Below are 16,315 nucleotides of genomic sequence, written 5' to 3'. Positions count from 1 at the left end.
TCCTGTCCGCCCCTTGTCATGTGGATCGCGCCCAGCCCCCGACGGGCCGGGCAGCCCGCCGGAGCGGGCCGGGTCAGTGGGCGGGCTGGGCGGCGCCCAGGCGCAGCAAGGGGCCGGCGCTGATCGCGGTGAGGGCGAGGATGCCGACGCCGGAGACCAGGATGGGCACGTTGACCTCGGTGTACTTGGCGACGATGCCGGCCGTGATCGCGCCGAAGGGCGACACGCACACGGACAGCAGGCGGAACACCCCGTTGACCCGGCCCAGGATGTCCTGCGGGATCGTCGTCTGACGGAACGCGGTGATCATCGTCTGCCAGATGGCGATGCCGCATCCGACAGCCCCGAAGGCGACGGCGGCGACGAAGGACACCCGGGTGGCGCCGAGGACCAGACAGGCGACACCCATCACGGCGAGAGCGGCGACGGCGCCGGGCAGCACGCCGGCCTTGCGGCGCACCCAGTCACTGCCCAGTCCGCCGACCACCCCGCCGAGGGCGTTCGCGGCGAGGAAGAAGCCGTAGGCGCTCTCCGGCAGGTGCAGCCAGGTGACGACGTACAGGACCATGAGCACGCCGAGGCTCATGGTGAAGAAGTTCAGCGTGCCGAGCACCAGGGCCAGCCGGATCAGCAGCCGGTCCGCGCGCAGATAGCCCATGCCCTCGCGGATCATCGGCCACCACCCGGGCCGCGGCCCCGCGGCTACGCTGCGCACCGATCGCAGGAGCGGGAAGGACAGCAGCATCACCCCAAGCAGGAACGAGACGCCGTCGAGGAGGAAGGGGGCCGCGGCGGCGAAGGCGAACAGCACACCGCCCAGCGGCTGCCCGAGGCTGTCGCGCAGCACCACCTGCACGGCGTGCAGCCTGCCGTTGGCAGTGGTCATCCGCTCGGCCGGGACGACCTTCGGCAAGAACGCCTGGGCCGTGACCAGGAAGACGGACTCGCCCATGCCGAGCACGGCGGCGGCGACGTAGACGAAGACGAGATCGAGCGTGTCGGTCAGGACGCCAAGGGCGATCAGCGTGACGACGGCGAACCGGCACACGTCGATCGCGATCAGCAGAGCCCGCCGGTTGAAGATGTCCGCCCACACCCCGCCGATCGGGGCCGTCATCATCCCGAGGGCGGTGACGATGGTGGTCAGCGACAACAGCACCGGGTTGTGGGTGAAGGAGAAGGCCAGCAGGGGCAGCGCCGCGTTGCGCACACCGTCTCCGAGTGCGGACACGGCGCTCGCCAGCCACAGGCGGCCGAAGTGGGGCCAGGCCTCCTTGTCCGTGTCCGCCCCGGCCGCCGCTGGAAGGCCGTCCTCCGGTAACGCCTGCTCCGGCCCGCCCGTGCTGTTCGTTTCCGTCACTCCCGCTCCGCACTGTCGTCAGGCCGCGCTTCGAGGAACCCCTGTGTCCACGGGCTCCCGCTACGCGGCTGCTTCCACACCCGTGACCAGGCTGAGCAACCGCCCGTCCTCTTCGAACAGGATCCGCCGGCTCTGCAGCAGGTCCAGCAGCTCGCCGAGTTCGGGCTCCGACATCCCTTCCGGGATGGTCAGCTGGTCCGGACGCCGAGGCGCGTTCAGCGCCCGCAGTACGGACATCATGCCCGCGTCGACCGGGATCCGCTGCACCGAGTCGTAGCGGGTGTCCTCGATGAAGCTCTCTGTGCCGTCCTCCACCAGCGCCAGCCGGGGACGCTCGGCGTCGCCCCAGCGGGCCTGCCAGTCCGTCACCACACGCTGCAGGGTCGGGTACCACTTCAGCGCGGTCATGGCGTACGGGGCCGGGCCGTGGTCGGAGAAGAAGTAGGCCAGCTGGTCCAGCTGCTGCGGCTCGAAGGGGAAGACCAGCGGGTAGAAGTCCATGGGCCGCAGGTCGAGCCCGTACTTGAGGCGTTCGTTGAAGTAGGGGCTGAACCGGTCGAAGCGGATGAAGAAGGCTCCGGTCGGCGGTGTGAGGTGCACGAGGCTCGGGAAGTCCCGCTCGTACTTGGCGTACATCTCCTCGGGCTCGCGGGGCGCGCCGACGAGCAGGTTCCACTCCGGGTGGATGCCGTACTGCAGGCAGAGTTTCATGAACTGCAGGCTCTGGAAGGCAGTGGTGCCCTTGCCGAGCAGCTGGAGCATCTCGCTGTTGACGGCCTCGATCCCGGCCTGTACCCGGTTCACCCGGGCCTTGGCGAGAACCTTCATCTTGGGGACGCTGACCGGGACCTTGATCTCGTAGAAGACCGAGGCGTCGTCGGGGGCGTCGACTCTCGGGAAGACCTCGTCCGTGTAGTTGCGCGGGAGGATGTAGTCGGTGCACATGTAGTTCTTGAACTCCGGGTGGAACCCGAAGAGCCACTCGAACTGCTGCACGGCCAGGTCGGGGTTCATCTGGCGGAACCCGATGGTCTCGTCATTGAGCCCGCAGAACGTGCAGTGGCTGCGCGCGCCCCACCAGCACCCCCGCGAGGTCTCGAAGAACAGGGTCGGTTCGAGCTGTCCCTGTTCCACGACTTCCGGGGCGCCGCGCATGGCGGCGACGAAGCCGTCGTAGTCGAGTGGCACGTAGTCGTTGATGTCCCGGTCGCGGCCGACGCTCAGGCGCACCTGCGGGAGCATGCAGTTCGCTCGGGTGATGACGCCCTGGATCGCGGGCATGTCGTCCTTGCGTCCGGCCGTCACATAGTCGAGGAACTGGCCGAAGCTCACAAGGCTCGGACCGGAGAAGACGTAGTCCAGGCACGGTACTTCGCCCGCCAGGACGGCTCCCATGGTGGTCTCGACATTTGAGCCGCCGAGCAGGATCAGCGCCTCCGGGTTCCGATCCTTGATCATCTTTGCGAGGGCGATGGCCGGGACGGTCTGCGCGAACATCGTGGTGAGGCCGACGACGTCCGCCGACGCCAGGTCGTGGCGGTCGATGAGCTCGGCCAGGAACGCCTCGATGCCCTCGCGCCGCTGCCCGAGGTCCTCCCGGAAGTGCTCCCACCCGGGCTCACGGTAGAACCTGCCGAAGTAGTTCTCGGAGTTGTCGGGCTCGTCGGGAAAGGCGATGTGCCGGAACAGCCATTCCCCCACCCCGCTGTACAGGTGGGTCATGTCGCCGGATATCTGCTCGTAGACGTCGACGCCGAAGTACTTGGCGAAGTCGACGTTGAAGTAGTGCACTTCCGCGGTGGCTCTGTCCGAGTATTCCTTGCCGATCAGGCCGGCAAGCTGACTCAGTGCGAACGAGGGACGGTTCCAATCGGCGAAAGGCATGTTGACGAAAGCAACACGAAGCACAGGGAAACCTCTCGGAAAGGGTAATGGCTCTCGAGGGATGCTTCAGATGAGGTGCTGGAAGTCGCCCGAATCCGGGTACGCTAAAACCAAGCCACCGGTTGACCCTTTCCCCCGTTCACCGAATGTCTGAACGAGGCTATGCACGCAAACTCTTTCAGGTCAAGGTCCGTGCCCGACACGGGAGTTGGCGCAAAACTGACGTACAGGAAGGGGTCCGGCCGGGTGCGGTGGCAGGATCGGCCACGCGGCACGACATCCGGTGTACACGAGCGCGCACGCCGCTGACGTGCCTTTGCGAAGTGATTCGACACTGTGTTCCCACGCGTTGCCACTTCGTGACGTACGATGTGCCTCCGATGCCGACCGTCAGCAGCTGCTGACGCGTTTCGGTACCGGTCAACTTCATGGGGGAGAACGTCTTGCTGAACGCCGACAGGAACGAGCCGACACCCACCGAGTCCCGCGTGACGGAAATCTGGACCGAGACGCTGAATCATGATCAGTTCGGTCTGGACGACAACTTTTTCGCCATCGGCGGTCACTCGATGTTCGCCACGCTGGTCACCTACAAGATGCGGGATGTCTGGGGCGTCGAGTTCCCCCTCTCGCTCATCTTCGAGCACTCCACGGTGCGTGAACTCGCCTCGGTCATCGACGCCTGCAGGAACGAGTCCCTCGACTCGGGCACCGTCACCGGCTGAGGCTTCCGTCATCGGTCGAGGCTGCGGTTGAGGCTTCCGTCACCGGCTTGAAACTGCCGTCACCGGCTGAGAACACCGTCCGGCCCTGTCGGGATCGCGCCGTGTTTCGCGCGAACCCGCGCTGAACCCTGCGCGAAGGAAGTGGCCAGATGCCCCCGGAGATCACGCTCGAAGACCGGCGTGCCCGATTCCTGGACCGGATCCGCCGTGCCGCCGCCCGCCCTGTGCACGCCGCGCCGGACACCGGGCCGTGGAGCCTTCCCACGGCGCTGCCCCGTGCGGTGGCGACGGGAAGGACCCCACCGCCCGTCCGTCGCCGGATCGTCCGGCCGTTGGAAGAGGCGACGGTCAAGGCCCTGCACGACTGCGCGGAACGCACCGGTGTACCGTCCGGCTCCGTCCTGCTGGCTGCCGTGCTCGCCTCCGTCTCCCGGTACTGCGCGGAGCCGGATCTGCTGGTCGCCGTCCGCGACGGCCGCGGCCGGGTCCGCCAGCTGTCACTGACGGTGCAGCTGAACCAGCCGGTCCTCGACCTGGTCCGTGCCGCCGACCGCGCGCTCGCCGAGGCCCGCACCACGGGCAGACGGCCGACGGCCCGCACCGCGCCGCCGATCCTGGTGCAGACGGAGCCGGAGGAGTCCCGGCAGGCCGACTGCGTGGACGAGCCCGACGCAGCGGACGTCCACTTCCGGCTCTTTCCCGTGGGCATCCTGTCTGCCGGCCACGATCCCGACCGTCACGAGACGCGTCTCGTCGAAGGTGTTCTGCGCGGGGCCGAGGAGATGCTGACGGCCGCCCTCGCCGCGCCCGACGCCCCCCTGTCCGCCCTGCACACCCTGTGCGGCGACGACCTGCTCGAGGTGACGCAGAAACCCAACCACACCGCGCGCCCCCGCCGCCCGGACACGCTCACCGCCGCGTTCGACCGCGCCCGGAAGCGCTTCGCCGACCGCGTCGCGCTGGTGGACGCGGTCGGGACCCTCACCTACGACCAGACCGCCCGGCTGGCCGCCCGCATCGGCCACCGGCTGCGCGCGGTGCCAGGGCTCCGGGCCGAGGCCCTGGTCGCGGTGTACGTCAGCCGCGACGACAAGCGCTGGGTGCTGGCCTGTCTCGGCGCGCTCCACGCCGGCGCGGCCTGGCTCCCCCTCGACCCCGCCGTACCGCAGGGGCGCCTCGCCGCATTGCTGCGCGACGCGGGCGTTGTCGCGGTGGTCACCGATGCCGCGCTCCGCAACCGGGTCCCGGCCGGCGACTGGCAGGTCGTGGACCTGGACTCGGACGAGACCGGGACGGCGGACGGCGGCGGAGCCCCCGCCACGGACGGCGGTGGGGCCATCGCCACGGACGACGGTGGGGCCATCGCCGCGGAGCCGGTCGAGCCGGCGGCCACCGATCCGGGCCGGCTCGCCTATGCCATGTACACATCGGGGAGCACCGGTTCGCCCCGCGCGGTGCTCGTCGAGCACGACAGCGCGGTCAACTTCGTCGAGTCCCTGCAGCGCCTCTTCGGCCTGACCGCCGACGACCGGATGCTGCAGTACGCGTCGCCCGGGTTCGACGTGTCGGTGTTCGAGATCTTCTGCGCGCTGCTCAGCGGCTCCTCGCTGCACATGATCGGCGACGACGACCGGCGCTCGGTCGAGGGCCTCACCCGGGCCCTCACCGAAGGCGGGATCACGGTCGCCGAACTGCCTCCAGCCCTGCTGGAACTGCTGGATCCGGACCGCGTGCCGCTGCTGCGGCTGGTTTCGGTCGGCGGCGAGCCCTTCTCCGGCCGGCTCACCACCCGCTGGTGCCGCGATCGCCGGTTCGTCAACGGCTACGGGACGACCGAGACCACGATCGGGGTCATCTACCAGGAGTGCACCGGGGTATGGCGTTCACCGCCGCCCATCGGTCTGCCGGTCGACAACCATCAGGCGTACATCCTGGACGACGCGCTGCGTCCGGTTCCTCCGGGCGCGGTGGGCGAACTCTTCGTCGGTGGCGCCGGAGTGGCACGCGGCTATCTGGGCCGGCCCGGGCGTACGGCGGAGCGTTTCCTCCCCGATCCGTTCCGGCCGGGTGGCCGCATGTACCGCACCGGCGACCTGGCCCGCTGGTCGGCCGACGGAGAGATCGTCTTCCTGGGCCGCCGGGACCGGCAGGTGAAGGTCCGCGGGCAACGTGTCGAGCTCGGCGAGATCGAGGCGGCGCTCAGCGGGGCGGCCGAGGTCTCCGCCGCCGTCGTCGCCGACATGGACGCCACGCTCATCGGGTTCCTGGTGCCCGCTGCGGGGCAGCGGCCGGACCTGGACCGCATCCGCCGTCACCTGGCCGACCGGCTGCCCGCGTACATGGTTCCGGCGATGCTGGTCGAGGTGGACCGGATCCCGATCACCGCCTCGGGCAAGGTGGACCTGGCCGCGCTGGGCGCCCAGCGCCCCCGGCTGTCCGCCGCCCCTCCCCCGGCGCCCGACGCGGAGCCGGCCGCGGGCACACAGCAGCCGGGCGGCCTGGTGCGCAGGATCACCACGGACGGGTACGCCGCCCTTCTGCCCCATGCGACGGTGACCGGCGACACCAACTTCTTCGCCACGGGCGGGGACAGCATCCGGGCGATCCGGCTGCTGTCCTGGGTGCGCGAGGCCTTCGGGGTGGAGATCCCGATGAGCCGGTTCTTCCGCACTCCCACCCCCCAGGCGCTGGCGGCGGCGATCGAGCGCCGTCGCGGCGCGGGGCACGATGCGAAGGGCACCGCACAGCTCCCGTCCGCGGCCCCGGTGTCCATGGACGACGTGGACGCCCTGGGCGACCCGGGTGACCTCGACGACCCCGACGACGCACCGCTGTCGTCCTCCCAGCACCGGCTCTGGTTCCTGGACCAGTTGCGGCCGGGCGACCCGGCGTACAACGTCGTCGAGGTGTTCCGGCTGGAGGGGGAACTCGACGCCGACGCCCTGGGCCGTGCCCTGCGCGGGCTCGTCGCCCGGCACGAGATCCTGCGCACCCGCTATGTGGCCACCGACGGCGTGCCCCGCCAGGTGGTGGATCCGCAGCCGACGGCTAAATGGACCTTCCGGGATCTCACGGACGCGCCGCCGGAGGAAGTCGACGCGCTGCTGGCCGCCGAGGCGGTGCGGCCCTTCGACCTGTCCACCGGTCCGCTGATCCGGGTCACGCTGCTTCGCCGCGGTCGCCGTGAGCACGTCCTCGCCTGGGTCGTCCACCACATGGTCGCCGACGGGCGCGCGACCGAGGTGCTCTTCTCCGAACTCAGCGCGCTGTACGGCTCCCTGCGGCGCGGAGTCCTTCCCGACCTGCCGCCGGTGCGGATGCGCTTCCGTGACTATGCCCGCCGGCAGCGGGCGGCCCTCGATGGTGAGGGGCACCGGGCGAGCCTCGTCCACTGGCGCGAGCGGCTCGCCGACGCGCCGGCGCAGCCGGAGCTTCCCACGGACCGCGTCCGTCCGGCTCGGCCCACCAGCCGGGGCGGAACCCTCTACTTCGAACTGCCGGCCGAAACCGGGACCGCGCTCACCGACTTCGGCCGCCGCCACGGCGTCACCTCCTTCATGACGCTGCTGACCGCCTTCTTCGCCCTGCTGTCCCGGTACGGACGGGACAAGGACGTGGTCGTGGGCACGCCGTTCGCCAACCGCGGCCGCAGCGAGGTCGCGGACCTCGTCGGTTTCCTCGTCAACACGGTTCCGCTGCGCGCCGACTGCACGGGCGACCCGACCTTCAGCGCGCTGCTCGGGCAGGTGACCGAGACGACCCTGGAGGCGGCCGACCACGCCGAGGTGCCCTTCGAGGAACTGGTCAGCGCCCTGGGCGTGACCCGGGACACGGGGGTCAACCCGCTGGTCCAGGTGCTCTTCCAGGTGATCGACGCGCCGGAGGACCGGCTGGCCCTGGACGGCGTCGCAGTCACCAAGATGCCGGTGGAGGAGCGGACGGCCGCCTTCGACCTGGTGCTGGAAGTGCGCACGGGCGGGGACGGGCGGCTCACCGGGCGCATCAACTACAGCGCCGACCTGTTCGACCGCGCGACCGTGACCCGGATGGCGGGGCACTACCAGCGGCTCCTGCGCTCGGCACTGGAGGCGCCCGGGCAGCGCCTGTCCGAACTCGACCTGCTGGATCCGGCCGAACGGCACGATCTGCTGCATACGTTCAACACGAGCGTGTCCACCCCGGTGGACACCATCACCGCGGTGGTGGAACGGCAGGCCGCGGCGGCGGGCTCGGCCGTGGCGCTGACCGGCCCGGAGGGATCGCTCACCTACGGGGAGCTGAACACCGCGGCCAACCGGCTCGCCCACCACCTGACCGGCCTCGGTGCCGGCCCGGACCGGATCGTGGCGCTGTGCCTGCCACCGGGCCCGGACGCGGTCGTCGCCATGCTGGCAGTGCTCAAGGCCGGCGCCGCGTATCTGCCGCTCGACCCCGATCACCCCGCCGAACGCATCGGTGCGCTGATCGCCGACTGCGCCGCGGACATCGCCGTGGCCGGGCCGGCCGTGCGGGAGAAACTGCCCCGGTCGCTCCAGCACGTCGTCGATCCGGACCGCGACCGGGCGCTGATCGGCTCGCAGCCGGGGCACAACCCGCCGGGCCCGGACCCCGACCATCTCGCGTACGTCATGTACACATCCGGTTCGACGGGCCGGCCCAAGGGCGTCGCCGTTCCGCATCACGCGCTGGTGCGCCTGGTGTTCGGCTGCGACCAGTCGCCGGTCGGCCCGGACGACACGTTCCTGATGGCCCAGCCGACCACCTTCGACCCGTCGAACCTGGACCTCTGGCTGGCGCTCGCGCACGGGGCGCGCATCGCGATACCCGCCCAGCGGCCGGTCGACCCGGTCGAGTTCGGGGCCGTGGTCCGCCGCTACGGGGTCAGCGTGGTGTGGCTGGCCGCCGCCCTGGCGCAGATGATCATTGACACCGACCCACAACTGTTCGCCGGTGTACGCCAGTTGGGCATCGGCGGACAGGCTCCGTCCGTGCCGCACCTGCGCCGGCTGATGGCTGCGCTGCCCGGCCTGCGGCTGCTGAACTGCTACGGCCCCACCGAGGCCACCACCAACACCACCCTGCACCACATCGCCTCCGTGCCCTCCGAGGACACGGCCTCGGTCCCGCTCGGCCGCCCGGTCGGCGACACCCGTCTGTACGTCGTCGGGGCGCACGACGAACTGCTGCCCGTCGGCGTGCCCGGCGAGCTGTGGATCGGCGGGCGCGGCCTGGCCCGCGGATACCTCGGATCCCCGGGCAGGACGGCGGAACGGTTCGTCCCGGACCCGTTCGGCCCGGCCGGGCAACGGGTCTACCGCACCGGCGACATCGTGCGCCGGCTGCCGGACGGCACCCTCGACTTCCTCGGCCGCGACGACGACCAGGTCAAGATCCGCGGCTACCGGATCGAGCTTGAGGAGGTGGCCACGGCGCTGCGCCGGCACCCCGCGGTGCGGGACGCGCACGTGCTGCGGTACGGACAGGGTGCGGCGGCGGAGCTGGCCGCCTACGTCGTGCCCGCGTCCGAGCAGGCCGACGCCGACGAGGTGCTCCGGCACGCCCGGCAGCACCTGCCCGACTTCATGGTGCCGTCGACGGTCACCCCCGTGGACGAACTGCCGCTGACGGGCAACGGCAAGGTGGACCGGGACCGGCTGCCCCGGCCCCGCCGGCCCGGCGACGGCGGGGCCGGCCGGCCTCCGCGCACCGACCTGGAGAAGGCCGTCCACGCCGTCTGGGCCGCCGTGCTGGAGCACGACGGCTTCGGTGCCGACGACGACTTCTTCGCCGTGGGCGGGAACTCGTACCAGGCCGCCCGGATCGTGGCACGGCTCCGCGCCGCGCTCGGCGTCGGCCTCACCGTGCGGACGTTCTTCGAGCACCGGAGCATCGCCGGCCTGGCGTCCGCGCTGACCGATCCCGGATCCGCGGGCCAAGCGAACACCCCGGTGCTCCCCCGGCCGGCCGGTGCTCCGGCGCCCCTGTCGGTGGACCAGCAGCGCCTGTGGTTCCTCGACCAGCTCCGCCCCGGCTGCGCCGACTACAACGTGCCCACGAACCTGTGGCTGCGCGGACGCCTCGACCCCGGTGCCCTGCGCTCGGCGCTGCGCGAGGTGGTGGCCCGGCACGAGGTGCTGCGCTCCCGGTTCGCCCTGGGCGAGGACCGCCTTCCGGTGCAGGTGGTGGAGCCCGCCGACGTCTTCGAGCCGACCGAGACCGATCTGTCCCACCTGCCCGTGGCCGAGGCCAGGGCGAGGGCCGAGGAGGCGGCGCTCGCGGCGGCCCGGGAGCCGTTCCGCCTGGACCGCGCCCCGCTGGTCCGTGCCACGCTGCTGCGCGTCGGACCCGAGGAGCACCTGCTCTCCCTGGTACTGCATCACGCCGCGGCCGACGGCGAGTCACTGCGTCTGCTGTTCACCGAGGTGGCAGAGGCGTACGCGGAGGTGGCAGGGGTGTACGGGGACCGGTCGCGGGGCCTGGACCCGCTGCCCGTGCAGTACGCGGACTACGCTCGGTGGCAGCGCGGGCGCGCCGCGGACGTCGAGCGGGCCGAGCTGGACCACTGGCGCGAACGGCTCCGGGACCTGCCCGCCCTCGCCCTGCCGACGGACCGGCCGCGTCCGCGGGTGCGCAGCGGGGCGGGCAGCCGCTACCGTGCCGGCCTGCTGGACGCCGGGGACACCGGGCGGCTGGCCGCGCTGGCACAGGCGCACGGAGTGACGGAGTTCATGGTGCTGCTCGCCGCCCTGCAGGTCACCCTCGGCCGGCTGAGCGGCCAGGAGGACTTCGGCGTGGGCACGCCCGTGTCCCTGCGGTCACGCCCCGAACTGGCGGCGCTGGTGGGGTTCTTCGCCAACACGCTCGTCCTGCGGGCCGATCTGTCGGGCGCCCCGTCCTTCGCCGAACTGCTGGAGCGCACCCGGGAGACCGCGCTGGCCGGTTACGCCCACCGGGAGCTGCCGTTCGACCGGCTCGTGGAGGAACTCCTGCCGAGCCGCAGCCTGGACCGCACTCCGCTGATCGACGTCGTCTTCTCCGTCGACGACGGCGCAGCGGCGGCACCGCGGCTGCCCGGACTCACCACCGAGGTGATCGACGTCGACACCGGCACGGCCAAGTTCGACCTGGACGTCGCCGTCGTCGGCCGGGGCGACGCGCTGGACTGCACGGTCGAGTTCAACACGGACGTGTTCACCGAGCCGACCGCACGGCGCCTGGTGGACGGCTTCGGCCGGGTGCTGCGGGCCGCGCTGGCCGATCCGGGACAACGCCTCCCGGAACTCGGCCGGGAGCAGCCGTGACGACCCATCCGAATCCTGCCGACAACGGAGGTGGAGCATGAGAGCCGAGACCCGACCGGGCTCGGTCAAGGGCGACCTGGACCGCTGGTTCCTCGGTGGCCTCGACCGCACCTGGAGTGACACGCAGCTGTTGTGCCTGCCGCACAGCGGCGGCAACGGATCGAGCTACCGCGCCTGGCTGGCCGCGGCCGAGAGCGAGGTGGACGTGGTCCCGGTGCAGCTGCCGGGCCGGGAGACACGGCTGTTCGAGCCCCCGTTCACCGACCAGCCGACGCTCGTCGCGGAACTCACCGGCGTGGTGAGCCGGGCCGGGTTCCGCCGGATCGCCCTGTTCGGACACAGCATGGGCGCGGTGCTGGCCATGAATCTGTGTCGTGCGCTGGAGGCGGCCGGCACCCCGGTGGCCCATGTCTTCGTCTCGGGCCACGGCGGTCCGTCCCAGCGGCCGGCGGCCGCGTTCCCGACCGACTCGTCCGACGAGACGATCCTGGATGCGCTCGGCGCGACCGGCGCACCCAACTACGAGGCGCTGCTGCGCGACCCGGAGCTGCGGGAGATGGTGCTGCGAGTGATCCGCGCCGACCTCGGACTGGTGCTGACCGGCTTCGTCGCGGGACCGCCGGTCCAGGCACCGATCACCGTCCTCAACGGCAAGGACGATCTCACGTCCGCCGATTGGGACGTGAGCGAGTGGGCCGAGGTGACCCGCGGTGGCTGCACCGCGCACCTGCTGCCCGGAGACCACTTCTATCTGGTCGAGCAGGGCGCGGAGGTGGCCCGCATCATCCGCTCCGCCCTGACCGTGACCGAGGCCCCTGCGCACGACGAGGATCCTTCCCGGTGACGCCCTACACCGTCGTCGTCAACGACGAGGAGCAGTACTCGATCTGGCCGGCCGACCGTGAGGTGCCGGCCGGCTGGCGGGAGAGCGGGGTGCGCGGCTCGAAGGACGAGTGTCTGGCGCACATCGAGGAGGTCTGGACCGACATGCGGCCGTTGAGCCTGCGGCAGCGGATGGAGTCGAGGGACGTATGACGTCAGCACGCGTAGCGATCGTCACGGGCGCGGGGCGCGGCATCGGTGCCGCCACCGCGACGCGGCTGGCCGCCGACGGTGCCGCGGTCGCCGTCCTCGACCGGGACGCCGGGCCCGCGGCCGAGACCGTGGACCGCATCCGCGCCGCCGGCGGCACCGCCCGGGCCGTCGTCGCCGACGTCGGCGACCCGGATCAGGTCCAGGGCGCCCTGACCACGGTGGCCGCCGAGCTGGGGCCTCCGGTGATCCTGGTCAACAACGCGGGGGTCATCAGGGACAGGCCGATGGAGGACCTCTCGCTCGACGACTGGAACACCGTCGTGGACGTGAACCTGCGCGGACCGTTCCTGATGTGCCAGGCGATCCGCCCCCATCTGCTGGAGCAGGGCTGGGGGCGCATCGTGAACTTCTCCAGCTCCTCGGCGCTGGGCAACCGCGACCAGGCCAACTACTCCGCCGCCAAGGCGGGGATCGACGGTCTGACCCGGACCCTGGCCATCGAACTGGGTCCGCACGGGGTGACCGTGAACGCCGTCGCACCCGGTTACATCGTCACCGACATGACCAAGGGGACGGCCGAGCGCATGGGGATGGACTTCACCCGGCTCCAGCAGATGGTGGCCTCGCAGACCCCGGTGCGCCGGGTGGGACAGCCCGAGGACGTGGCGAACGCCGTCGCGTTCCTCGTCGGGGAGAACGCCGGGTTCGTCTCCGGGCACACCCTTTATGTCACCGGCGGTCCGATGCGCTGACCGCACCGGCTTCGAGGGCCGCGGCGAGTTCCGCCACCGTGCGCAGCCGGAACAGGGTGCGCAGCGGTACGACGGTGCCGTGGCCCTCGGCCAGTTCGGCGGCCACCTTCAGCAGGTCGAGGGAGGTTCCCCCAAGGGCGAAGAAGTCCTCGTCCGCGGCACCGGGCGACCGGCCCAGCACCGACGCCCAGACGTCGGCGACCGCCTTCTCCCACGGGGAGGCCGGAGCCCGGAGCCGGCCCGCGCCGGGCCGGCCGGGCAGCGGATCGGGCAGCGCGCGCCGGTCGACCTTCCCGTTCACCGTCAGCGGCAGCCGGTCGAGGAACACGAACCGCCCCGGGATCAGCGGCTCCGGCAGGCGCTCACGGAGATACGCCCGCAGGGCGGCGTCGGGTGTGTCCCCCTCGGCGTGCGGTACCACGTACGCGACCAGCCCGGCCGCGAGGCCGGTTCCCCGGACGGCGACGAAGGCGTCCCGCACGGCCGGGTGACCGGCCAGGACCGTGCGGACCTCTCCCGGCTCGATCCGGAAGCCCCGCAGTTTGACCTGGTCGTCGATGCGGCCGGCGAACTCGATGGCACCGTCCGCGCGTCTGCGGGCCAGGTCACCGGTGCGGTACAGGCGGCCACCGGGCGGCCCGAACGGGTCGGGGACGAACCGTTCGGCGGTCAGGCCGGGCCGCCCCAGATATCCCCGGGCCACCCCGGCTCCGCCGACCAGCAGTTCGCCGAGGACCCCCACCGGCGCGGGCCGGCCGGCGCCGTCGACGATGTAGCAGCGGGTGCCGCCGATCGGATGACCGATGGGGACGCCGGCCGCCTCGTCCAGCTGGTCCGCCACGACGGGATACGTGGTGGCGAAGGTGGTCGTCTCGGTCGGGCCGTAGCCGTTGACGACACTCAGCCCGGGGTGCGCGTCCAGCAGGGCGCGCAGATGCGGAACGGACAGAGCCTCACCTCCGACCACCAGGGTGCGCAGCGGGCGCAGCGCCTCGGGTTGCACGTCCGCCACCATGTTCGCGAGCTGGGCGGTCAGCCACAGCACGGTCACGCCCAGCCGCTCCAGCTCGACGGCGAGTTCGCGCGGGCCGACCTGGCCGGGCGGGTGGACGGCCAGCCGGGCGCCGTTGCACAGGGCGCCCCACACCTCGAACGTCGACGCGTCGAAGGCGGTGGGGGCGAGCATCAGCAACGTGTCCGAGGGGCACAGGCCGATCCGGTCGAGGCCTCGGACCAGGCGCACGACGCAGCGGTGGGTGACCGCGACGCCCTTGGGGACTCCGGTGGAGCCGGAGGTGTAGATGAGGTAGGCGAGGTTGTCCGGTGCGACCCCGGGCCGACGACTCGGGCGCTGCGCGGCGGGTACGGGCAACGGGGCGTCGACATGCAGGCGTTGGACGGCGCCGGGCAGTCGTCCGGACAGCTCCCCGTCGGTCAGCACCAGCCGGGCGGCGCTGTCGCGAAGGACGAAATCGAGCCTCTCCGGTGGGTGGGCGGGGTCGAGCGGGACGTAGGCGCCACCCGCCTTGAGGATCGCGAGCAGCGCCACGACCTGCTGCGGGGCGCGTGGCAGGAGGACGGCCACCCGGTCGTCCGGACGGATACCGAGGCGGACAAGGTGGTCCGCCAACTCCTCTGCCAGGCAGTCCAGTTCACCGTACGAGCTGTGGTGCGGCGGGCTCCACAGGGCCGTGGCGTCACCGCGGGCGGACACTTGCTCGGAGAACAGGTCAAGGATGGTGGCCCCGGGGACGGGCTCCGGCCGGTTGCCGGCCTCGACGACGAGGTGTCGCTCGTCGCGGCCGATCATGGTCAGCCGGGACAGGGGTCGGTCGCCATGGGTGAGTCCGTCGGTCAGCAGCCTGCGGAAGTGACCGGCAGCGCGTTCGAGGGCGTCGGCGGAGAACAGGTCCGCGGTGCCGGCGAAGCCGACGTGATAGGCGTCCCCCGCGCGGGCGACGGTCACCGTGAGGTCGAAGGGGGAACGGGCCGAGGCGGCGAGTTCCGGCCACAGTCCCCGGTCCGGATCCGGCTGCGCGGCGTGCGCTTGTGCGGCGTCGGACTGTGCAGCGTGTGGCTGCACGGCGTCAGGTTGTGCGGCATCGGGCTGCGCAGCGTGCGGCTGCACGGCGCCAGATTGTACAGCGTCCGGTTGTGCGGCGTCGGGCTGCGCGTACGGCCTGACATCCAGGACCACTTGGGCGATCGGGTGCCGGCTCGGTTCCCGGTCCGTGGCGAGGTCCGCGACCAGGTGCTGGAAGGGGACGGCGGAGTGGGCGACCGCCGTCCGTGCGGCCTCGCGGACCATCTCGGTCAGGGTTCGGAACGAGGGATCGCCGCGGCCGTCGATGCGCAGCGGCAGCAGAGGGGCCAGGCAGCCGACGACACCGTCCGCTCCCGGCTCTCTGGCCCCCGGCGTCTGGGTGGCGAACACGATGTCGCCGGAGCGGGAGTAACGGATCAGGAGCGCGGCGAGCGCGGCTCCGAAGGCGGTGAAGGCGGCCGTCCGCGAGGGCTCCGTGTCGCCCGGCCGGTGCACGAGGCGCAGGGGGACGTCGAAGAGGACGGTACGAGTGCGCTGGGTGTGCACCGCGGGCCGAGGCCGGTCGGCCGGCAGGTCCACGAAGGGCGGCAGATCCGCCAACCGGTCGCGCCAGAAGGCCCGTTGGGCGTCCAGCTCCTCGGGGGCGTACCGCCGTGCCGGTAACCGCCCGGCGGGTTCCCGGGGCGCGGGCGAACCCGTGAGGGCGGCGCGGTACAGGTCCGCGAGATCGGTCTGCAGCACTCCGGCGGAGTGGGGGTCGCAGACGATGCGGGGCACGACGAGGGTCAGTGCGGTGACGTCCGCGCTCTCGCTCACGACGGCTCGCACCAGCGGGCCGGCGCTCAGGTCGAAGGGCCGCACGGTCTCGGCCGCGACGGCGTCCGGTCTTCCGGTGGCATCGGTCGCACCGACGAAGGCAAGCTCGCTGGAGGGATCCGCGGAGATCGTCGGTTGCGGCACGGCGCCGTCCGGACTCAGCCGGGTGCGCAGCGCCGGGTGCCGTTCCAGCAGGGCGGTCAGCGCCGCCCGCAGGGCCGTCGTGTCGAGAGAGCCGCGGACGCGCCACCGCAGGACCACGTGGTCGGGGGGTTCGGTGACCGCCCGGTCGGCGATCCACTGCCGTTGCTGCGCGGCGGACAGCGCGCTCGCACCGTCGTCGGCCGTCCGGTCAAGTCGCGGCATTCTCCCACGCTATCACCCTGATCGAACTCCAG

At 71.9% G+C, this 16,315-nt stretch carries 8 protein-coding genes; 5 read left to right on the top strand and 3 right to left on the bottom strand.

The features are described 5' to 3' along the window. Window positions 1-73: 73 nt before the first annotated feature. Both ACFZCP_RS39820 and ACFZCP_RS39815 read right to left on the bottom strand, forming a co-directional pair. On the bottom strand, window positions 74-1,360 hold the full coding sequence (locus ACFZCP_RS39820) for an MFS transporter (protein ID WP_391439695.1): 1,287 nt from the start codon (window positions 1,358-1,360) through the stop codon (window positions 74-76). A gap of 60 nt (window positions 1,361-1,420) precedes the next feature. Beyond that, entirely contained in the window at window positions 1,421-3,268 is a 1,848-nt protein-coding gene (locus ACFZCP_RS39815) for a RiPP maturation radical SAM C-methyltransferase (RefSeq protein WP_391439690.1), read from the bottom strand. Window positions 3,269-3,687: 419 nt separating this feature from the next. Between ACFZCP_RS39815 and ACFZCP_RS39810 the strand changes: the two genes are divergently transcribed. From ACFZCP_RS39810 to ACFZCP_RS39790, 5 genes are all read left to right on the top strand, one after another. Further along, window positions 3,688-3,969 carry a phosphopantetheine-binding protein gene (locus ACFZCP_RS39810; protein WP_391439686.1) on the top strand — a complete coding sequence of 94 codons (282 nt, stop codon included), beginning with the start codon at window positions 3,688-3,690 and terminating at the stop codon, window positions 3,967-3,969. 149 nt (window positions 3,970-4,118) lie between these two features. After that, window positions 4,119-11,270: an amino acid adenylation domain-containing protein gene (locus ACFZCP_RS39805; protein WP_391439681.1), complete on the top strand. Its 7,152-nt coding sequence runs from the start codon at window positions 4,119-4,121 to the stop codon at window positions 11,268-11,270. A gap of 37 nt (window positions 11,271-11,307) precedes the next feature. Next, on the top strand, window positions 11,308-12,114 hold the full coding sequence (locus ACFZCP_RS39800) for an alpha/beta fold hydrolase (RefSeq protein WP_391439678.1): 807 nt from the start codon (window positions 11,308-11,310) through the stop codon (window positions 12,112-12,114). Continuing rightward, window positions 12,111-12,305: an MbtH family NRPS accessory protein gene (locus ACFZCP_RS39795; protein WP_362698537.1), complete on the top strand. Its 195-nt coding sequence runs from the start codon at window positions 12,111-12,113 to the stop codon at window positions 12,303-12,305. The genes ACFZCP_RS39800 and ACFZCP_RS39795 overlap by 4 nt, the downstream gene beginning before the upstream one ends. Continuing rightward, window positions 12,302-13,057 carry a 3-oxoacyl-ACP reductase FabG gene (locus tag ACFZCP_RS39790; protein WP_391439673.1) on the top strand — a complete coding sequence of 252 codons (756 nt, stop codon included), beginning with the start codon at window positions 12,302-12,304 and terminating at the stop codon, window positions 13,055-13,057. Before ACFZCP_RS39795 ends, ACFZCP_RS39790 begins: the two co-directional genes overlap by 4 nt. Here ACFZCP_RS39790 and ACFZCP_RS39785 read toward each other — a convergent pair. After that, window positions 13,035-16,283 carry an amino acid adenylation domain-containing protein gene (locus ACFZCP_RS39785; RefSeq protein ID WP_391439666.1) on the bottom strand — a complete coding sequence of 1,083 codons (3,249 nt, stop codon included), beginning with the start codon at window positions 16,281-16,283 and terminating at the stop codon, window positions 13,035-13,037. The genes ACFZCP_RS39790 and ACFZCP_RS39785 overlap by 23 nt on opposite strands. Between the last annotated feature and the right edge of the window lie 32 nt (window positions 16,284-16,315).

The organism is Streptomyces sp. NPDC007971, assembly GCF_042958635.1.
Taxonomy (GTDB): domain Bacteria; phylum Actinomycetota; class Actinomycetes; order Streptomycetales; family Streptomycetaceae; genus Streptomyces.
Note: the sequence above shows the minus strand (reverse complement) of the source record. Positions and strands in the feature narration are given on the sequence as shown.

Bases quoted from the DNA above. Each gene is read 5' to 3' on its own strand.
- ACFZCP_RS39790 (WP_391439673.1), top strand. From the start codon at position 12,302: ATGACGTCAGCACGCGTAGCGATCGTCACGGGCGCGGGGCGCGGCATC.
- ACFZCP_RS39805 (WP_391439681.1), top strand. From the start codon at position 4,119: ATGCCCCCGGAGATCACGCTCGAAGACCGGCGTGCCCGATTCCTGGAC.
- ACFZCP_RS39800 (WP_391439678.1), top strand. From the start codon at position 11,308: ATGAGAGCCGAGACCCGACCGGGCTCGGTCAAGGGCGACCTGGACCGC.
- ACFZCP_RS39785 (WP_391439666.1), bottom strand. From the start codon at position 16,283: ATGCCGCGACTTGACCGGACGGCCGACGACGGTGCGAGCGCGCTGTCC.